Raw genomic sequence first — 21,091 nt, forward strand, 5'->3', positions numbered from 1 at the left:
CGCACATACGCCGAAAACATGGGAAACAAAAAATATCCGTTCTACGAATGGATTGGTTCTCCTTTTGGTCCTGACACAATCAGCGGAGAGCTTAACATGGGATACGAAGTTCCTGAAAAATGGGCTTTGAACTTTATCTATCTTTTTATGGCAAGAGGCGAAATGTCCGGAACAAGTGTTTTTGACACAATGGTAGGTAGCGACGGAAAATACTTGTGGGGCGGAGTTCATACAAATGATAATGCTATTACTAATACAGGTGATGAGGATACTAAAGGCTGGTGTTATCCTGGAAGCAGCGGAAAAAATTCAGTTTTTCCATCATTAACTGCAAAGGAGCTGCAGTCGCTTGTAACTCCGACAGGAACTCCTGAGTTTGTAAACAGAATTTCTATCCGCGGAACGTACAATTTTTCGTCAAAAATCGAATGTGTCCTGCAGCCTTCCTTTGTGTTTATATTCAACAAGGGGCACGAAGAAGGAAAAAAAGCCGCTGGACTTGAAGTTGCCGGAGCGTGTTCGATTAAATTGTAAATTGTTTTAAGCTGGAGATGTTTATTTAGCCAAAATGTCGGGTTTTGATAAGAACCGCAATTTGAGTGCCATTCCCGTGCTGACAAAACTGCCATTGCCGTAGTTGATGCCGCGATGTTTGCATAGCAAAACTGGAATGTTCTGATATAATTTTTCAAAACGAGGATTTTTATGAAAAAATTTTTTCTTTCTGCAGTTTTATTTGCAAATTTGTTCTGTTTGTTTGCCCAGGTCAGCGTAGATCCGACGGACAGATTTTATTCTCAGGCTCAGGGCTGGGAATTAAAAGGCTATATTTCGGCTCTTCCGCAGATTCGTCCTTATCCTTCAAACCTTATAAAATCTATTCTCGAAGAAGTTATAGACAAGGGCGACAAAAATGACCGCGAATTTGCGCTTTATGAATATGAAAGAATTTTCGGAAAGTCTTTGAATCTTTATGTTTCTGGCGACGGTGAATACAAGGCTTCTCAAGACCTGACGGAAGAAAACGACAAAGGCACAAAAAACGTAAAAGGCGAAGGCGGAATTGCCGGAGAAATAGTTTTTAATCCGTACATTTCTGTTGGCTACGACCTTGGAATGTATGCGGAAGCTACAGATTACGAAGATATTGCCCCTCTTTACAAAAACAAGGCTCCGGATTCAGTGTTTGACTCTTCAAGCATTGGCCCGATTGCCCTTTACCTTGACTGGAACACAAACGTTGCTGTCGGCACAAATGAATATTATGCAATTGCCGGACTTAGCAAAACAGGCTACGGTTCATTTTTGAACGACGGACTTGCCCTTAACGACACTTCTTTTCATTCTGCAAACCTTATTATGAACGTAACCAGAAAAAAGTGGAGCTATTCTTCTGTTTTTGAAATTATTGGCGCAACGACGAACAATCCTTATAAATACAGCGACCACAGCGACGGAAAATACCTTTCGTTTCATTCTATAAATTACCGCTTTAACGATTTTATCAATATTTCATATTACGAGAACATTGTTTTTGGCCCGAATATGAACATTTCGTATCTTTTCCCTGTTCCGTACATGCCGATTCAAAATATTGGAGGAGCTAATGACAATTTGCAAATGGGACTTGTGCTCGATATAAAACCGGCAAACGGTCTTCTGTGGTCGACAGATATTTTTGTTGATGATATTGAAGTGAACGACATTGTAAAACTTAATTTTGACACAAAAATCCGCGTGGCAGGGCAGACAGGACTTGTTTTTGCTCCGTCAAACACAGCTTGCAAAAAAATCGGACTTAATTATCAGATTGTCTTGCCTTATGTTTATGCGCATTGGGAATACGGAAGCGACGATTCGGGAGAAATTTCCGGGGCTACTGCAAACCGCCAGAATTACACGAACGCAGGAGTGAATATTGGTTCCGCGCTAGATCCTAACTCCGACAAAGTTTCGTTTTATGCGGAATTTTCTCCAAAGCCGTTTATGAGATTTGGCTTTGCAACGAATTTTATCCGCCATGCAAATTCGGCGGAAGCATTTGACGATGATGACGCGGCGGAATATGTTCTTGCAAAAGAGGGCCAGTATGCGACAGACGGCTCTGCTTACATGCACCAGATGTTTTCAGACCCGGACGGAACTTCTGGAACGCACGTTGATCAGGCCTGGGAAAATCTCGGATTTATGACTTCTGACCACAAGATGGCTGTAATGCAGGCTGGACTTACAGCTGAGATTGACCTTCCAAAGACAAGAGGCGGACAGCTTACTTTTCTTGCAGGCTACACCTTTGAATATGTAAAAAATTCCGGAGTTAATAAAAATATTTATAAGGGCATTGGATTTGAGCCTTATACAGATAAAGATGATAAAGGTAACGAGACAACATATTATAGATTTAATGGAAAAAGTTCACTTACAAAAGACGAACTTTATGCAGCAGCTAAAGAAGTTGCCGCTAGGCAAAAAAGCGAATGGATTGAAAATTTAACCGACAGGGTAAACCACTATTTTACGCTTGGTTTTAGATATACGTATTAGAGCCGGGGCGTTGCGGGGTGTCCCCGCAGAGAGGGGAGCGGCTTACGAAGTTTGCCGCGAGGGGAGAGGCTTCTCCCCTTATAAACCTTAAAAAGTTAGACTTTCGAGAAAATTTATTTTTCCCTTGGAATCAAGACCGCATGGTCTTTTGAAAGTTTTTCTGTGTTTTCTTTTGTTCCCCAGTTTTGAGCAACAAATCCTGCGGCTTCAAATCTCATAAGCTCCCTGTTGTTGAACGCTTCTTCGATAAGAGAGTCGGCCTCGAGGCTGTTAAAAATTTTCCGGGCTTCGTCAAGCGGAGCGCGCAGAACTGGATGTTTTGGACTAAAAAGCACGCAGCAGTCTTCGTAAGGCAGAATTGAAGTTTCGTAAGTGCCGATTTCTCTTGCTGTCGCAATGATTTCTTCTTTGTCCAGACCAACGAGTGGTCTTAAAAGCGGAATTCCGCAGGCAGATTCAGTTACAGCCATATTTTCGACCGTCTGGCTTGCAACTTGGCCGAGGCTTTCGCCGGTTATAAGGCAGTCAGCGCCGATTCTTTTTGCGAGCATAGTCGCAACTTTCATCATGCACATGCGGAGCATAAGAGTTGTATAATTTTCCGGAGATTTTTTCTTAATCTGCATTTGAACCTTTGTAAAAGGAATTGTGTTCAAGTGCAGCCTTATTCCATAGCTGCTTACAATTTCCGCAAGTTTTTCGACTTTTTTCTGGGCTTCCTCGGAAGTGTAAGGATATGAGTGAAAATAAACGCATTCAACCGTCATTCCGCGGCGAATCATCCTGTAACCGGCAACCGGACTGTCAAGGCCGCCGCTCAAAAGTAAAAGCCCTTTGCCTGAACAGCCGACAGGAAGTCCGCGGCAGCCTTTTTTTGAATCCGAGTAAACGTAAACTTTGTCGCGCACTTCCACAGTAAAAACAACGTCCGGCGAATGAACGTCTACGTCGAGAATTTTCTGTTCGTAGACTAGATTTCCGGCTTCGCGCATAATTCCGTAGCTGTCAAGTTCAAAGCTTTTGTCGCTTCGTTTTGCCTCGATTTTAAATGTTTTAGCACCGCGTTTTTTTTCTGATTCTGCAAGTTCCAGAACTTTTTTTTGAATTGATTCAATGTTTTTGCCGCAGACTTCGGCCTTTGCCCAGCCTGTAATTCCTGTCAAATGGTCAAGCGCAAATTCAACGGCAGGACAGGCGCTTTCATCACATTCAATATAAAGCCTGCCAAAATTCAAGTGAACTTTTGCTTCGACCGACAGAAGATAAGATTTAGCGTTTTGAACCAAAAGCTTTTCAAATGATTTTAAATTGGAGCCCTTCAAAGTAAGCTCGCCAAGTTTTCCCAAATATGTAACCATAAAACCAATATAACAGAAAAAAAAATCTTGTTCCATTAAAATTGTTCCGGTAAGGTTTTGAAGTTTTTTTTTTCAATTTTTATATCCGATTTTCAAACTTTGTGAAATCTTTTTTTTGCGATGTATTTTTTTGAATTTTGTGCTATTCTTCCGCAGTTACTTTTTTGATGTTTGGAAAACTTACGTGGCTCGCCGCTAACGCGGAGTTTTATAGGAGACATAATGAATTTAGAAGAACGCGCTCAAAAAGCGGCCGAATTAAAGGCGACTGGACAATGCAACTGTACTCAGTCGGTGCTGAAAGTTTTTGAAGACAGGCTTCCGCTTTCTTCTGACGATTTGATGAAAAGCGGTGCTGGTTTTGCCGCCGGAATGGGCTGTATGGAAGCCACATGCGGCGCCTTAATCGGAGCCGTAATGGTTGCAGGGTTTTTGACCGGAGGAAAAGGAACTTCAGTTGCCGCAAAAAAAATACTTTCTGACTTTAAGGAAAAATGCGGCGCAACTCTCTGCCGAGAGCTAAAAGGCCTTTCAACAGGAAAAGTTCTTTGCGAATGTCCTGACTGCTGCAAAAACGCGGTTCTCTCGCTTAAAGAGCTTGTTGATTAAAAAAAAATGAATTACAAAAATGTGGGCAAGGCATCAGTTTGAAAAGAGTATCTGATGCCTTTTTTTGTTTGGCTTGCCAAAACATTTTGCTTGTCAAAATGACATATTTTGTGATAATGTCATATTGTTATGATTGAGAAAATTTTTCCTGATACTACATTTGACAAAACGCTCGGAAAAAACCTTCCGATTCTTCTTAGAGAAAAAACTAAAAAAAATCCGAACTTGACTTTGCAGGCTGTAAAGAACAAGAGCGGAGTTTTTGTCCGCTACAGTTATTCCCAGGTTTACCAGCATGTTCTGGAAATGGCCCACAGCCTCAAGAAACTCGGCATTAAACGCGGCGAGCATGTTGGACTTATGAGCGACAACCGCCGCGAATGGCTTATTGCCGACTATGCGCTTTTAACTCTCGGCGCGATCGACGTTCCTCGTGGCTGCGATTCAATGGGAGTTGAAATTCGCTTTATCTTGAATTTTACCGAATGCAAAGTAAGTTTTTTTGAAAACGGCAGACAGCTTGAAAAAGTTCTAGAAAAAGTCGAGGAAGTTCCTCTTTTAAAGACAGCGGTTCTTTTTGATTATCCGGATGAAAAGCTAATCGAAAAGGCAAAGTCTCTCGGAATTGAAGTTGTAAACTATCACTTTTTGGAAAGTTCTGGTGTAGAGATTACAAAAGAGGAATGGAAAGAGCTCGAAGACTCAATGGAAACTATTTCTCCAGATGATACGGCAACTATTATTTTTACTTCCGGCACTACAGGCATTCCAAAAGGAGTTCAGCTTACTCACGACAATTTTATTGCACAGTGCGAGGTTGCGCATCATTGTCTTGGACTTATGCAGAGAGGGGACATGTGGCTTACAGTTCTTCCAATATGGCATAGTTTTGAGCGCGCATTCTGCTATATGGTTGTTGCAATGGAAGGCGGATTTGCCTATTCAAAGCCGATTGTTTCCGTAATGCTCAGCGATATGGCGCTTATTCAGCCTCAATGGATGAATGCCGTTCCTCGCCTTTGGGAGTCTGTCGCACAGGGACTTTTCCGCGAAATCAAAAAACAGAGCGGAATCCGTCAGTGGGAATTCAACGCGGCAGTATTTATCGGCAGACAGTTTTACAAGGCAAAAGAACTGGTTTTTGGCTTAAAATGCCGCTATCACTGGTATCCGCGCTTTTTAGACACCTTGCTCGGAATCCTTCCGTATGTTATTTTATGGATTCCTCGTTTTGCAGCCGAAAAACTTGTTTTTAAAAAATTGCGTGCAAAATTTGGCGGAAAAATGCGGGCCGCAATTTCTGGCGGAGGCGCGCTTCAGCCTTCTACCGAAAGTTTTTTCCATGCAATCGGATTTAGGCTTATGGAAGGCTACGGCATGACAGAAACATCTCCGGTTCTTTCGGTTTGCAATTCAAAAAAGCCGCGCTCAAACAATGTCGGCCAAATTTTTCCGAGCAACGAAGTAAAAATTGTAAAAGAAAAAAACGGACAGCCAGTTGATTCAAAAGCTCTCAAACCGGGCAAACGCGGTCTTGTAATGGTAAAAGGCCGTCAGGTAATGAAAGGATACTACAAGCGTCCAGATTTGACGGAAAAAATCATAGATAAAGACGGCTGGCTCAACACCGGCGACCTCGGCATGATAAGCTGCGACAAGGAACTAAAAATTGTCGGCCGGGCAAAAGACACAATTGTTCTTCTTGGCGGCGAGAACATCGAGCCAGTTGTAATTGAAAATGCAGTAAACGCTTCGCCTCTTGTTGAACGCTGCGTTGTCCTCGGGCAGGATCAAAAATACATTGCCGCGCTTATTTGTCCAGACCAGGCAAATGTCATCGCTTATGCAGAAGAAAATTCAATTTTTTACGACAATTACGAAAATCTTCTCGAAACAAACGAAATTCAAAACGTTTTCCGTACAGAAATCGACATGCGCGTAAATGCAAAAACTGGTTTCCGTACCTGCGAACGCATTTTTAAGTTTGGACTTTTGCACCAGAGTTTCCAGCTCGGAAAAGAAATCAACGCAAAGCACGAACTTATGCGCCACTCAATTTCCGAAATCTACAAAAAAGAAATCAAAAAATTGTTTTCAGAAAAAAAATAGACAAGCGGATTTTAATTCATGGCGTTTCCCTTGCAAAGCTAAAGTTTTGCAAGGGACAGGCTATCCGCACTTCGCTAGCCGCTCATCCTCCGCGCCCGCTTGCGGTGGACTGCTCCGCAGGTGCTCCTATCCTTAACGCAGAAAAATCAGGCAAAATTTATACAAACCGTTCTGGCAAAAAATCTTCCGGCATTAGCTTCTTATAGAAAAATTCTTTTTTTTTATTTATAATTTTTTCTGTGAAGAAAGGTATTTTTCTTTTGTTTTTTTTTGCCGTTGTTTTTTCTTCTTTTGGACGCGACTATTCTCATTTTTCAGAATATTCTTCAGAAGTTCCTCCCCTGCTTGAAGGCGTTTGGCAGGGCAGCGACAGGCTTTTGCTTTTTTCTGGAAAAAATTCTTCTTTTGCCTGCGTTCTTCGTGTCTTTTACCAGTGGTATGACGACCGAGCCGCAGAAAACGGACAGTTTGCCCAAATTTCAAGCCGCGACAGAAACAATACGAGCGCAATTCATCCGGAAAACATCTCAATTGGCTTTAAGACGATTTTTGAAAATCCTTCAAAAACCGCGGCTGCATTCGAGCTAAGAATAAAATATCCTGCGCTAAAAGATTATGTTTATATTCCTCTTGCTGTCGTTGACGGAAAAATCTTTCTTAACTTTTTTATACGCGAAGCCTTTTTTGAAAATCCTGTTCTTGATGTCGAAAAATTTAATCAGGAAAATCCTCCGTCTAAAAATAATCTTTCAGTTTTGGAAACGGAAGTTTTTTTCTTAAAAGATTTTTCAGCTGCTTCTGGAATTACTATCTCGCCTCCTGTTATAAAAAATGAGCTTTTAAGCTATGTCGTGGACGGCAAGAACTTTTATCCTGTCCGTTACTGGCTTTCTCAAATGGAAGAATCCGAAGACCGTGCCGAGCTTTTTGATGGAGAAAAAACATTCAGCCTTCCAAAATTTATTCAAGCTGCCGGAAATCTTTATGTCTGCGCAACGGGGCGAAGTTCAAAAATCCGAAATGTAAAAAAAATTGAAGATTTTCCGGTTAATTTTATTACCGATAGCGACAAGAAAATTTACGCTTATGGAAAAGAATATCTTGTCTATGTTCCAGGAACTGGAAATTATGAGCAGATTTTAAATATTGCCGAAAAAAACAATCAGCGCCGTCATCCGCCTTCAGCTCCGCCTTTTCCTGTCAAAGAGCCTGAATTTCGCTGGAAAGAAATTTCAGACATTGAAGTTTATGATGCTCGTACTTGGTCAAAACGGAACCTTGATATTCATAAATAATTGTATAAAATGCCAAAAATCATTATACTCGATAAATAAACTACAACAAAAAGAGGGCAGACGACTGTGTATACTCCAGTAAATCCAAAGCCAGATTTTCCTAGACAGGAAGAAGAAGTTTTAAAATTTTGGGAAAAAAATGATATTTTTAAAAAATCTATCCGTCAGCGCGACAAGGCAGAAGAATTTGTTTTTTTTGACGGACCTCCGTTTGCAACAGGACTGCCACATTTTGGACATTTTATTCCATCAACTATAAAAGATATAATTCCACGCTACCAGACTATGAAAGGCAAAAAGGTTGAGCGCCGTTTTGGCTGGGATTGTCATGGCCTTCCGGTAGAAAACCTTATTGAAAAAGAACTTGGAATCAACTCTAAGCACGAGATCGAAGCTTATGGAGTTGCCAATTTTAACGACAAATGCCGTGCTTCAGTTTTAAAATACACTTCAGAATGGCGAAAGACAATCACAAGAATGGGACGCTGGGTCGATTTTGACAACGACTACAAAACTATGAATCCTGATTATATGGAATCAATTTGGTGGGTTGCAAAATCTTTGTGGGACAAAGGTCTTATCTATGAAGGAAAATATATTCTTCCGTACTGTCCTCGCTGTGCAACCGTTCTTTCTACTCACGAACTTGCCCAGGGATATAAAGATGTAAAAGATACGGCAGTTACAGTTCGTTTTAAGATTACAAAAGCGCCTGAAGCAATTGACGACAAAGATTTGGAAAACGGCAGAACTTATTTTATTGCATGGACAACAACTCCCTGGACTTTGCCTTCAAATCTCGGTCTTTGTATGGGACCGGAAATCGACTATGTAAAAATTCTCGACAAGGAATCTGGAGATTTCTATATCTTTGCAGAAGCTAGACTTTGTGCTTATTACAAAAATCCTGAAGATTACGAAATTATCTACAGACGCAAGGGCAAGGATTTTATCGGCGCAGAATATGAGCCGCTTTTCCCTTATTTTGCAAGTCTTTCAGATCCTTCTGAATGTGAAAGAATTTCAGGACAAAAATGTTCTGAAGGCGCTTTCAGAATGTTCAATGCGGCCTACGTTTCTACAGAAGACGGTACAGGTATTGTTCATATTGCTCCTGCTTTTGGTGAAGACGATAATTTAGTGTTTAGAGGAAGCGGAGTTCCGAACGTTGAACCGATTGATGCAGAATGTAAATTTACTTCGGAAGTTTCTGACTATAAGGGAAGATTTGTAAAAGACTGCGACAAAGATATTTGCGACCGCTTGAAGGCAGAAAAAAAACTTGTAAAAAAAGAACAGTATGAGCACTCATATCCGCATTGCTGGAGATGTTCTTCTCCTCTTATTTACCGTGGAATTGGTTCTTGGTTTGTTAAAGTTGCAGACTATCATAAGGAGCTTTTAAATTCAAACAGTCAGATTAAATGGCAGCCTGCGCACATAAAAGATGGTCGCTTTGGAAAATGGCTCGCAGGCAGCCGTGACTGGGCTGTAAGCCGCAACCGTTACTGGGGAAATCCAATTCCAATCTGGAGATGCGATAATCCTGACTGTGGAAACAAAATCTGTGTAGGTTCAAGACAGGAACTTAAAGAGCTTTCTGGAACATACCCTGAAGATTTGCACAAGCAGTTTGTAGATAAAATAACTTTTGAATGTCCAAAATGTAAAAAAGGCACAATGCATCGTATTCCGGAAGTTTTTGACTGCTGGTTTGAATCAGGTTCTATGCCTTATGCTGAACAGCATTATCCGTTTGAAAACAAAGAATATTTTGAAAAGCATTTTCCTGCAGACTTTATTTCAGAAGGTCTTGACCAGACACGCGGCTGGTTCTACACACTTACGATTCTTGCAACCCATTTGTTCGGTCGTCCGGCATTTAAGAATTGTATTGTAAACGGCCTTGTGCTTGCAGAAGACGGACGAAAAATGTCTAAATCTCTGCGCAACTACACTGACCCTGTCGAAGCTATCAACAAATTTGGTGCTGATGCGCTCCGTCTTTTCTTAACTCATTCTTCTGTAGTTCGGGCAGACGACCTTCGTTATTCAGACAATGGTGTTCGAGAAGTAATCAAAAACATCATAATTCCAATTTGGTCTGGATATAACTTCTTCATCAGTTATTCTAACGTAGAAAACTATAAGGCGACGGGCCATTATTTTGACGGCAAAACTCCTTCAAATCCTATGGATCGCTGGATTATTTCTGTTGCTCAGAAAATGGTAAAAGAAGTTACCGAAGCCTTGGACGATTATGACTTAAGTGCTGCGATCGATCCAATCATCGACTTTATTGACGAAATCAATAACTGGTATATCCGCCGTTCAAGAAAGCGTTTTTCCCGCAACGAAGACCGCAGCGACATGATTGAAGCTTTTGAAACTCTTTATACTGCTTTCAGGACTTTCTGTCTTGTTGCTTCTCCTTTTATTCCGTTCCTTGCTGAAGAAATTTGGCAGAATTTAAAACTTGAAGGCGACAAAGAGTCAGTTCATCTGATGGACTATCCTGTTTATAACGAAAAATTGCGCGACACAGCCCTTGAATTCAAGATGGCTACAGTACAGAAAGCTGTTTCTATGGGACGCTCTCTGCGCAACCAGTTCAACTTAAAGAACCGCCAGCCGCTTCTTTCGGCAGAGCTTGTTACAAGAGATCTAGAAGAACGCAAGGTTCTTGAAAGCATGGTTGATGCAATTGCCGAAGAATTGAATGTTAAAAAAGTAAATTTCCATGAAAGGGAAGATGAACTTGTTCACTATTCTGCGAAGGCAAATTTCCGTGTGCTTGGAAAAGAACTTGGTTCAAAAATGAAGATTGCGGCAGGAATTATCGCAACACTCAAAAATGAACAGATTTCTGATATTCTTTCTGGAAAAAACATCGAAATTGACGTTGAGGGACAGAAAGTTGAACTCAATTCGGAAAAAATTATTGTTGAGCGCACCGAAAAAGAAGATTTGAAAGTTCTTAACGATGGAACGATTACAATCGGCCTTGAAACAAAGGTTACTGATGAGCTCAAAAAAGAAGGCTATGTAAGAGATCTTATCCGCGGAATTCAGTCAATCCGAAAGGAGCAGGGGCTGACAGTTCAGGACAAAATCAATCTTAAACTGAGCGGCGATTCTGAATTAAAATCGGCTTACGAAATGTTCGCTTCATTGATTTCTACATCAACACTTACAAACGAGCAGTCTTGGGTAGAAAAAATTGACGGTGCAAAAGAAATCGAGGCAGACGATAAAATCTGGAGAATTTGCGTTGCAAAAGCATAAAAATTTAAAGTGCTTTCAGAAAATTTTATTTTCTGTCTGCACTTTTTTTTCTGTATTTTTAATTTTCTCCTGTAAATCTCCGGTTCAGATGGAGCAGGTTGAGCCTTTAAAACTGATTGATGGAGATTCGCCGGTTATTGTTTATATTCCTGTTTCTGCCAGTAAAACTTTTGTTGAATATGCAATGACCGATTTTTTTGATTTTTCGCAAAAAAATGTCAAGTCTATAGTTTCAAGAATGGAGAATATTGCCCTTGCTTTGGATTCTGACGAAAAAATTCAGATTGCAGTTGAAGGCTCTTTTCCGAAAGCGGGAATAAAAATGGCTTTTTCTGAAAAAAAAGGCTGGAATACGCAGATTATAAAAGGAACGAATTTTCCTTTTGCTGTTTATTCTTCAGCTGCCGTTCCATTTAAAGTTGCTTTTCCTGATTCAAAAACTTTTGTTGCTTCCGAAAATGTTTCAAAAATGCTTGCCCGCTACGAAAATGAGCAAAATATTTTTGAATTTGGTGAAAACGGAAAGAATTCTCAAAATTCTCTTCCAGATGAAATTTACGATTTCTTGACAGACAACAAAGCTTCTCAGATTCGTTTTTATTCACAAAATCCAGGAAACCTCTTCGGAAAAATTGTCGGAAAAACGATAAATCTCGGACTAAAAAGTCTTTCTGGTTCTTTGGAAGAGTCAAAAGTCGATAAAAAATTTGCGCTTATCCTTAATCTTGAGCTTTCAAATCCGGCTATTGCAAAGGCTGCTGTTAAAATGCTAAAAGTTGCCTTGTTCCCGATTCCTGCAAAAATTGTGCAAAAAGGCGCTTCTCAGATTCAAATTTCGGATATTTCATTATCATATAATCAGCTTGGAAAAATTTTAAGGCAATAGCTTTTAGGAGGAACTATGAAAACTAGTGAAAAAATTATTCTCAAGGCAGAGGATCTTGACGGTTATTTAAAGGAGCAGGATTTTAAAGATATAAAGCTTTTGGAAGATATGTATGGGCAGACCCTCAAATCTTTTGAACCGCTCGACAAACAGAATGTGATCGACAGTTTTGACAAAATGGGACACGAGCTTCAGCGCATTTGCAGCGAACATCCTCGTATTAAGGTTTTTTCCTTTGAAACCGAATCTGGAAGCCATGCGGAGGCTAGCCGCGTAATTTCGAAACTCCGCGATATAAATACCGGACATCAGGAATTTATCTATTACGTTCAACGTGCATACGAAATGCTTTTCCGCCTTGCTTTTACTGACCATTCAGAAAATAACAAGGGCCACATTGTCGTAAAAACTCCTGTTACTTTCCCTGCTCAAAATTATGCGGTTCATAAAATTCCTGATATTGATAAAGAAATTGAAAATTCTGTAATGTGCGTAATGCTGCGCGGCGCGCTTTTGCCAAGCATTATCATGTCAAAAGAAATCGAAGAATATTCCAGCCATAAATATGTGACTCCGTTTGCGCTTTTTAAGATTAACCGCGACGATTCAAAAAACGAAGACAATATGGAGTACATCCTCGATTTAAAAAAATCATTCTTCAATCTTGAAGATCTCGATGGAAAAGATTTGATTTTTGCCGACCCGATGAATGCGACAGGCGGTTCTCTTGTGACAGTTGTAAAATACCTTCAGCAGAATGGTGTAAAGCCAAAATCTATTAAATTTTTTAATGTGATTTCCGCATTAAAAGGAAGTCTTCGCGTAACACGCGCCCTCGAAAACTGCACTTGCTATACTTTGTGGCTCGACCCTGTTTTAAACGAAAAAGCATATATTATGCCAGGGCTTGGCGATGCTGGCGACCGTCTTAACGGCTGCGATAAAAAAGACAATCCCCGCAATATTATTCGTCTGATTGCAGATTATGGTTCAAATATTTCGGAACTTTACCGTAATCAGCTTGCAAAAATTGAAGAAACTGTTCTTGACTAGAAAGTTGAAAAAGTACAAATTTTTTTCCGCAGCTTTAGTTTTCATGGCAATTATTTCACTTTTCTCCTGCCAGAGCGAATATTCGTTTCGTGTGCCGGGGGAAAATGAAATTATTACAACGAATATCTCCTCAGAATATTTTGCAATTGCAGACGAATATTTAAATTTAAAAAATTATCAAAAGGCGATTCAGTATTATAAACTTGCCATGAAGAATAAATCGCTCAATGCAGCCGCTTATTACAAGCTTGCAAGAAGTTATGCCTTGGCGAAAGATTATGAATCTGCCGAAAAATGCTATGAAAAACTTCTCTCTGTCGATCCAGAAAATAAGGATTTGCAGATTTCTCTTGCATATATAAAGGGAATGAGCGGAAAAACCGAGGAAGCTGCGAGTCTTTATAAAGAATTGATAGAAAAGTTTCCGAACGATTCTTCTCTTTTGGAAAATTATTTAATCTTGCTTTTGTTTTTGGAAAATTTCGAAGAATCAGAAAAACAATATCAGATTCTTTCAGAAAAATTTCCTGACAATGCAAACCTTCAGTCTTTTTCTGATAAAATTGAAAAGCTCCGCGAAAAACTCCAGCCTAAGGAAGAAACTGAAAATACTGCCGGCTCTCATGAAAGCCCTGTAAAAGAACCTGAAAAAACTCCTAAGCTTTAGGGCAGAGTTAAAAAATCTTATTTATTTAAGGATGCAGGCGTTGTATTTTTCTGGACTTGCCCTAAAAGCAATTATCGGAGAATCAGGCTCTGTCGCTGCATGTTTTTGAGCTTCGCTCGCTTCTGTCAAAAGCCTTTCGCTGCTCACTGTTCTCCCGTTTTTTGAAGAAAGCCCGATTGTCAGTTTTTGTCCGTCATCTTCCAGTTTTTTAGAAAAATCTTCAAAAACCTCTTTTGCAACTGTGATTGCGTCATCAAGACCCGTGTTTTTCAAAAGAACTGTAAAAAGGTTGTTTTCGTTTGAAAAAACAAGCGCATTTTGAGCAAAGTCCGAGTCAAAAATATTTTCTATTTGTTCTGATGAAATTTCGTTTTCGGAAGAATTAACTTTTATTATTAAAACCGCAAGGTCTGAACCGTTTTCTGCTGCTTTTACAAGTGCTTCTTCGCATTTTGCTTCAAGATTTTCAATCGGCTGTATTTTTGGAAAAGATTTTTCTTTTTCAGTGTCCGTTTTTTCAGAAAAAATCTCTTTGTCCGGGGTTTCTTTTTGAGAAAAATCTACAGTGTCAAAGCCGTCAAAAAGCTGTTTTTTTTCCTCCTCGGTCAAATCGTATTCGTTGTTCTGTTTTTCTGAAGAAAGTTCATCTGTTTTATTTTCAGAAAAAATTTCTTTGTCAGAACTTTCCTGTTCGTCTTCAAATGAAATTTCATCAATTTCGTCTTTTTCCGTTTTTGTAAAAATTAAAATCAAAATCGCAGCCAATGTTGCGGCAAAAATAACTATAAAAGCAGTTCGCGCATGATAAAAAAGAGAAGACTGGACCGCCGTATAAATTTCTGCATTTATGAGAATTGAATTTCCGTTTTTTGTCGGAAAATTTTTTGTAAAAGACTTTGCGCTTGATTTTCTTGAAAAGTATGTGTCTTTTGGCGGATAAGAATAAATCAAATTTCCGTCAACAGAAAGGTTTAATTTTTGGTAATTGCTGAAATCTCCTGCGGCACGAATAAAAGAATCTGAAAAATTATATGAATCGAGCGGATATGAATTTGCGGCATTTTGAGTTTTTATAGCTAAAGAATCGAAAATTTCTTCTGCCTGCAAAGGTCCGTTTTTTTTGTCGGAAACGATGCCAGAAATAAAATAAACTGCTGTAAAAACAAAAATAGCCGAAATGACTACAGAAATAAAGTTAAAGGTTCTTTTTTTCATATTCAGTAAGTATATCGCAAGCAGTCAGCACGTGCAAGTTTATAGCTGTCTTGAATTGAATGAGTCTTTTCGTAAAAAGCCATAACCGGAAGAAGCGGATAAAAAAATTGGTTCGTTAGTTCGCCTGTAAAATTTTCTGGAAGAGAGAGCAGTTTTTTCTTAAAAAAGGTGTTGAAAATCTCAAAATTAAAATCTTTGATTTCGACAGAAATTGATTTTCCGGGATTTTTCAAATAAGTTTCCAGCGAAAACCTGTAACTTTCCAGAACTTCTGTTGTAATTTTTTTTTCTTCAAGATAAATAAGTTTGGTTCTGTACATTAAAGTGCAAAAAGACTGTTCCGCCGTAGAAAGCCGGTTTTGTTTTTTATAAAAAATGTCATCGAGATATGTTCCTTTTGCGTAAGGTTTCCCGTTTAAATATGCAAAATCCGCTCCAAAAAATTCAATTTTTTCAAAGCCAAGAAAAAAGGCAAGGTCTGTGGCGGCGATTGTAACAGTTCCTGACCCAGAATTTAAATGAATAAAACTTGTTCCATTAAAGTGCGAAGCGATGGTTGAAAGCGGATGCCCCGATTCAAAAAAAAGAATTTTATTTTTTTGAACTGAAATCTTTTTTGCAGGAATTGAATTTGCGCAAAGATCGAAGGCAAAAATCGTCTTGTTTTTTTGTGCCTGATGAAGAAAATGCGAGTAACTTATGTTCTGGCCGTCAATGCTTACAACAACGTCTGGAACGATTTTTGAGCGCAAAAGACTTGAATATGCGGTGTCTGTCGAAATTATAAAATATTTGCCGGGATTTTTTTTCAGTTTTTCGATTGTAGTATCTAACGTCGGACCTGCCGCAATTATCGCCGCGGTCACTTTGTTGTTTTTTTTGAGATTTTCGATCATTTGCGAGGCGTTTTTTTGTTCAGAAGCAATTTTAAGGTTTTCAAAGATATTTTTATTCCAGATTTTTCCAAAATGGCTCTGAACTGCAAAATCTGCTTTTACAGTTTTTATTGCTTTTTCGACGATTGTTTTTATAAGCTGCATTTTGTCGAAAAAAGCGTTTTCCCAGCCTCGCAAAAAACAAAAATTGAGATTTCCGTAAATTGCAGGAAGATAATTTGATAAAATGTCTGTAAAAAGGCTTTGAGGTGTTGAAAAAATAATCCGTCTGTCTTCCAAAAGTTTGCTGCAAAGCGGAATCTGCCTTAAAAACTTAAAATCTTCAATATCGTTTTCTACAATGATTATTTTTCTGTCAAAGCTTTCTGTTAAAAGTTTTTCTATATGCCAGCCTGAACATAAACCTGCAACTACAAAAAATTTTTCTTTTTTTTCAAATTGAGACGCAAAAATTTCTGCCTCGTGAACAGGATCGTATTTTGAGCAGACGTAAATTCGATTTTTTACTGGAATTAAAATTCCGTTTTTTGAATTTTCGAGGGTTGTGTAAGAACTATTCATCAAAAAGTCTCCGGATTTTTTCTGCAAGTTCAGCCTTTTTTTGCTGGATTTTTAATTTTTGTCCATTTTTCTTTTCTTCGCAAAGCTCTCGCGCTAAAAGTATTGATTCAAGCGGAAAAAGTTCTCCGTCAAAATCTCCGCTTTCAAGAATTTTTAAAAAACGTGATTTAAATTCCTTTTTTTCGGCTGAATTTTTTGTTTTGAAAAAAACTTCCGTTGTAGAATCAAAATCAGCATTTTTTTTGTCAAAATCGAGTTCTTCCCATGACAAATCTTTTATTTGTCCGAGTTTTTCCGAAAAATTATAGTGATCTGAAAGCCTGAAAAGCCGTTCTTTTAAACTGTCTCCTTGATTTTTAAACCAGCTGCGGTAGATTTCGAGCGAACCTTTTGAATTAAATCTCGAAGAAACCTGCCTTTTTTCTTTTGTTCCAAGCCGAAAATCTTTATTTTGAGAGTTTTTTTCAAGCATATTTGGCTGGGCATGCTGAAATCCGTTGTTTTCTGCCAAATCCAGTCCGCAAAAGTAAACATTCTTTTGAGTCAGGTTTAGCGCAAAAGCTGCCGCAGTTCCGCTTACAGTTCCGTTTCTTAAGGCCGGAAAAAATTCAATTTTTGAATCAGTAAAAATTTTTTCTCCGATAGAAGAAGGATAGGCGAGCGGAAGAATTTTTTGGCTTTGCAAAATATTTTTAGGACAGTTTGCTTCGTCTGTGAGCGCAAAGACTGTGTTTTTAAGTTTTTTTAAATCTTCGCTGTTTAATTCAAGATGTTTTTTTGCCCAAAATCCGCCGTCACTGCTAATCACCAAATCTGGAAAAATTTTATTGTAGAGAAGAACCGAAAGTGAAGAAGAAACCGCAATCAAAAAGAAATTTTCGCGGTACTTTTTTATATTTTTTAGTGAAGACTGAAGTGAAGGCCCAGAAGCCGTAACTAGAATGTCTTTTTTTATTCTGCGAAGTGAATAAAAATTCTGTCCGAATTTGCAGAAAGCCAGCGAATTTAAGAACCAGCGTTTTGCAAATTTTTCGCGCGTATAAAGCACGTCTCTTGCTGTCAAAACTGCAATTTTAATTTCTTGCCAGACTGAATTTGAAATTTCTGGAAAAATATTTTTGCTTCCTGGCCAGTCAAAAATCAACGCAGAAAGAATTTTTTCTTCTCCAAGCGCAGAATAAAGTTTTTGAGCGAAATTTTTTGTTTGAAAAAAATAAAAAACTTTGTCCCAAAGACTGTCTGTTTTGCAAAAAACATCTGTAAAGCGAATTGCAATCAGTTTGACAGAAGGAAAAGTTTTTCTTAAAAAAGCGGCGCAAAAGGAGAGAGCCGGCTCCAAAATAATTACGCAAGATGGTTTAAAAGTACATTCAATCGAACTGCAGAATGCCTGCGCTTCTTTTGAAGGATCGTAAGCAGAATGGAAATATTTTTCGTTCAGTCTGCAGGTTTGCTCGCCGTTTTTTGCATTAAAAAAAACAAAATTCAAATTAGTTTCGCTCAATTTGAATTAGTCCTGGGATAAAAATGTGAGCGTTCCGTGCGGAGTTTTACAGATTCCTGCGCAGAGTACAAGAAGATTTTGCATATTTGAATTCAAAAAAAACTTTTTTGCAGAAATGTTCAACTGAAACTGTAAAAATTTTTCATCAATTTCTTCTTTTGAAAAAATTACGGCTTTAATTTCTTCATCTTGACCTAGAGCGCAACAGTTTGGAAAAGAAAAGAGAGTTTTTAAGTATTCAAAAAGCTGTTTTAATGCTGTCTGTTTTAGAAGTTCCTTAAAAGGCGAAGAAAAATTTTTAAATGCTTCTTCAAGCGAAAGTTTTGCAGAAATAATAAAAAGGCTGGCATCTGAAATATCAAATCCTTCGCAAAGTTTTGTTTCGCCCGGCAAATTTTGGTTTTGAAGAGACTTGGTTTTTAAAATTTTGATTAGATTTTCTGCAAATTCTGACTCAGAAAGATTTAATTCTTCCTGAAAGTTTAGCGCAAAAAAATAGCAGGTTGAATTTTCGTGTGAGAACGGAAATATGGAAACTTTTTTGATTTTGTCTTTGATTTCAGTCGAAAAAAGCTGAAAAAAAGGATTTAGGCTTTCTCCTTCAAAAAAAATCCAGCCTTTTTTGCCGCTTATAAGTCCGTCCCAAAAATCTTTTGTTGAAAGAGAATTTGTTATCGTTGTCAAATCAAGATTCTGGGTTTCAGAAAGATAATAAAAATCATCCTTTAAAGAAAAAATTCCTGAATGTGTAAAGCCGTTTTTACTTGCAAAAGCACAGAAATCAATATTTGCTGTTTCCTGTGCCTGAGGTTTGCCGGCGCATTTTTTTAGCTCATCGGCACGAGCTAAAAGACCGGCTTTTTCTGTAGTTAAATTTTCAATACGGCTTAAAAGACCCATTATGCAAGTCCCAATTCCTTGAAAAGCTTTTTGTATGTATCAAATTGCTCTGACTGCGCAAATTCTGCAATTTTGTTTTCCGGCAAATTTTCGAGCAGCTGATCCATGTAAGAAAGTACAGATTTAATTTCTGATTTTAGGTTGTCAGAAATATCTTTGCTTTCTTTTGTTTCTGGTTCTTCTTTAACTTCCTGCAAGGTTTCTGGTTCAACCTTTTCTGTGGCTTCAGTTTCTTCTGATTCGGGGAGTTCCAAAAGCTCTTCTGAATTTTCGTTTTGTTCCGATTCTTCAGGAGCTTTTGAGAGATAGTCGAGTTTTTCATCGGTGAGAGTCTCGCTGATTGAAGGTTCAACGGCAGAAAGCTCAAACGGATCTTCATTAAAACTGTCAGAAGCATTTTCGGTTTTATTTTCGCTATCTTTTGTTTCTAAAATGTCAGTTGGGCTTGACTCAACCAAGATGTCGTCATTTTTTGGAACGGAAATCTCTTCCGGTAAATCATTTTCCTTAGAAATATTTGTATAATCTACGTCATCGAGAGTAGGCGGTTCTTCGGTATTTTCTGTCTGGGCGTTTTCAAATTCCATTGCAAAATCATCGTCCGAAAGAATGTCCTCGTCAGAAATATCCGCGATGTCATCTGCGCTTCCAAAAAGATTTTCTGTTTCCTCTGCAGCTTCCGGCTCTTCCTTAAATTCTGGCTCTTCGCTAGAAAGTTCTTCCGGTTCAGAAATATTATCCTGTGTTTCTTTTGTTTTTTCAGATTCTGTTTCTTTTTTCTTGTCTTCGTCTGTTTCCTCAGCCTGCGCAATGTCTGCTGTGTTCAAAATATTGTCCATTTCATCTTTTGAAAGGGCAATTGTGTCGTCTTCGTCTGAATTTGAGAAAAATCCTTCGTTTTCGGAATCATTGCTTTCCAATTTTAAATTTCCAGGCTGTTTTTCGTTTTTGAGGGTTTCAAATTCATTTTTTAACGATGCAATTTCGTTTTTTAACGAAGAAAGTTCTGTAACAATCTGGCTGAAAATGGCCGTCATCTGTGTCGAAGGTTTTTCTGTTTCAAGTTCGCCTTCGTCCAAAATTGGCGCTGTAATCGAATCTGCAACTTCTGCAACTTTTTCGTCGTCATTTTCAAGGAAAGACGCCGCTTCTTCATCGAATGTGTCCGGAATTTCTGTTTCTTCAACTTCTTTTTCTGTCAAATCAGCGGCATCGGCTTTCGGTTCGTCAATGATTTCGCTTTCCGGAGTGATTTCAACTGGCTGTGCAGAAGGTTTTGTTTCCGAAACTGTGTTTTCAGAAACTGCTTCTTTCGGCTCGTCAATGATTTCTCTTTCTGGAGCTGTTTCAACCGGCTCTGCTGAACTTCCGCCAACGTCCGAAATGCTTACAGTGTCTCCGGTTGTTTCGTCGGTAATATTGTCGAGAATTGAGTCAAGGTCAAAATCATCATCGTCTGCGCTTGCTTCAGAAGTTTCTGTTTCTTGAGGTTCGCTTTCAAAACTCTGTTCTTCTTCTGGTTCAAGAGAAATTGTTTCTTCAGTATTTATGGTTTCAACTTCCTGTTTTGGAGTAGTTTCTGTTTCTAGAGAAGGTTCTTTTTGTTCTGGAATTTCAGGCGCTTCCTCATTTTCTGCGCTTTCCGGAGCTTTTTCTGTTTCCTGGAAATCCGAATCGTCGAAACCGAATTCACTCAAATCAACGCTTTCCATTCCATCATTGCCTGCATTTGCTTCAGAAGAAGAATCGTTTTTGTCAAAGCTCAAATCATCAAGACCGAATTCGCTCAAATCAACGTCATGAGTTCCTGCTGGCGAGTCTGCGCTTGAAGTTTCCTGTGCATTCTGAGAAGTTTCCTGCAAAGCTGGAGCTGGCTCATCCGACGGCTCGTCAAACGAGAGATCTACGTTAAAAATATCATCGTCCGAAGCGCTTTCTGAATTGTCAGAATCAAATGCGTCTTCAGGAGTTTCTGTTTCTAAATCCGCTGCAACGCTAAAATCGTCCTCAGCGGCAGTCTCTTTTGAAATTTCCGGCTGTGAAGCAAAGTCGGTTTCTTGCCCAGTTTGTGCCGCCGCTTTTTCCGCTTCTTTTTCTTTTATTTTGTCTTCATCAGGTCCTGTTTCAAAGACACCGCCTTCGATAAATTCGTCGAGAGAAATTTCTTCCTCAGTGTTAGAAACTGGCGAATCAGAAACTTTGTTTTCTG

15 protein-coding genes are annotated in these 21,091 nt (G+C 38.9%); 9 read left to right on the forward strand and 6 right to left on the reverse strand.

Annotation, left to right across the window (positions count from 1 at the left end; genetic code table 11):
* A partial coding sequence (locus B2X33_RS07810; RefSeq protein WP_296668833.1) for a hypothetical protein occupies positions 1-534 on the forward strand: 534 nt, incomplete at its 5' end.
* 171 nt (positions 535-705) lie between these two features.
* A complete protein-coding gene (locus B2X33_RS07815; protein WP_296668835.1) occupies positions 706-2,544 on the forward strand; it encodes a hypothetical protein in 1,839 nt (612 codons plus the stop codon).
* A 113-nt stretch (positions 2,545-2,657) separates the two neighbouring features.
* Here B2X33_RS07815 and thiI read toward each other — a convergent pair whose 3' ends face one another.
* Positions 2,658-3,938: a tRNA uracil 4-sulfurtransferase ThiI gene (gene thiI / locus B2X33_RS07820; RefSeq protein ID WP_296668839.1), complete on the reverse strand. Its 1,281-nt coding sequence runs from the start codon at positions 3,936-3,938 to the stop codon at positions 2,658-2,660.
* A gap of 186 nt (positions 3,939-4,124) precedes the next feature.
* On the opposite strand from thiI, the gene B2X33_RS07825 reads away from it, so the two are divergent.
* The 7 genes from B2X33_RS07825 to B2X33_RS07855 all read left to right on the forward strand — a co-directional run bounded on the left by B2X33_RS07825 (position 4,125) and on the right by B2X33_RS07855 (position 13,806).
* A complete protein-coding gene (locus tag B2X33_RS07825; RefSeq protein WP_296668841.1) occupies positions 4,125-4,511 on the forward strand; it encodes a C-GCAxxG-C-C family protein in 387 nt (128 codons plus the stop codon).
* A 129-nt stretch (positions 4,512-4,640) separates the two neighbouring features.
* Positions 4,641-6,620: an AMP-dependent synthetase/ligase gene (locus B2X33_RS07830; protein WP_296668843.1), complete on the forward strand. Its 1,980-nt coding sequence runs from the start codon at positions 4,641-4,643 to the stop codon at positions 6,618-6,620.
* Between the two features lie 260 nt (positions 6,621-6,880).
* A complete protein-coding gene (locus tag B2X33_RS07835; RefSeq protein ID WP_296668846.1) occupies positions 6,881-7,915 on the forward strand; it encodes a hypothetical protein in 1,035 nt (344 codons plus the stop codon).
* A 66-nt stretch (positions 7,916-7,981) separates the two neighbouring features.
* Positions 7,982-11,200: an isoleucine--tRNA ligase gene (ileS, locus tag B2X33_RS07840; RefSeq protein ID WP_296668848.1), complete on the forward strand. Its 3,219-nt coding sequence runs from the start codon at positions 7,982-7,984 to the stop codon at positions 11,198-11,200.
* A complete protein-coding gene (locus B2X33_RS07845; RefSeq protein ID WP_349675717.1) occupies positions 11,187-12,086 on the forward strand; it encodes a TP0453 family lipoprotein in 900 nt (299 codons plus the stop codon). The genes ileS and B2X33_RS07845 overlap by 14 nt, the downstream gene beginning before the upstream one ends.
* A 15-nt stretch (positions 12,087-12,101) precedes the next feature.
* Positions 12,102-13,139 (forward strand): uracil phosphoribosyltransferase, encoded by a 1,038-nt coding sequence (locus tag B2X33_RS07850; protein ID WP_296022761.1) that lies wholly within the window; start codon positions 12,102-12,104, stop codon positions 13,137-13,139.
* A gap of 43 nt (positions 13,140-13,182) precedes the next feature.
* Positions 13,183-13,806, forward strand: a complete 624-nt coding sequence (locus B2X33_RS07855) for a tetratricopeptide repeat protein (protein ID WP_296668851.1) — start codon at positions 13,183-13,185, stop codon at positions 13,804-13,806.
* 21 nt (positions 13,807-13,827) lie between these two features.
* Here B2X33_RS07855 and B2X33_RS07860 read toward each other — a convergent pair whose 3' ends face one another.
* From B2X33_RS07860 to B2X33_RS07880, 5 genes are all read right to left on the reverse strand, one after another.
* Positions 13,828-15,021: a hypothetical protein gene (locus tag B2X33_RS07860; protein ID WP_296668852.1), complete on the reverse strand. Its 1,194-nt coding sequence runs from the start codon at positions 15,019-15,021 to the stop codon at positions 13,828-13,830.
* A gap of 2 nt (positions 15,022-15,023) precedes the next feature.
* Positions 15,024-16,478: a motility associated factor glycosyltransferase family protein gene (locus B2X33_RS07865; protein WP_296668854.1), complete on the reverse strand. Its 1,455-nt coding sequence runs from the start codon at positions 16,476-16,478 to the stop codon at positions 15,024-15,026.
* Complete coding sequence (locus tag B2X33_RS07870) at positions 16,471-17,982, reverse strand: 6-hydroxymethylpterin diphosphokinase MptE-like protein (protein WP_296668855.1); 1,512 nt, start codon at positions 17,980-17,982, stop codon at positions 16,471-16,473. Before B2X33_RS07870 ends, B2X33_RS07865 begins: the two co-directional genes overlap by 8 nt.
* A gap of 6 nt (positions 17,983-17,988) precedes the next feature.
* Positions 17,989-18,882 carry a hypothetical protein gene (locus B2X33_RS07875; protein WP_296022766.1) on the reverse strand — a complete coding sequence of 298 codons (894 nt, stop codon included), beginning with the start codon at positions 18,880-18,882 and terminating at the stop codon, positions 17,989-17,991.
* Positions 18,882-21,091 (reverse strand): midas domain-containing protein (locus B2X33_RS07880; protein ID WP_296668857.1); only part of this gene is annotated, 2,210 nt, incomplete at its 5' end. The genes B2X33_RS07880 and B2X33_RS07875, both read right to left, overlap by 1 nt.

The sequence above is a fragment of the Treponema sp. UBA785 genome (genome assembly GCF_002297065.1).
In the GTDB taxonomy this organism is placed as follows: domain Bacteria; phylum Spirochaetota; class Spirochaetia; order Treponematales; family Treponemataceae; genus Treponema_D.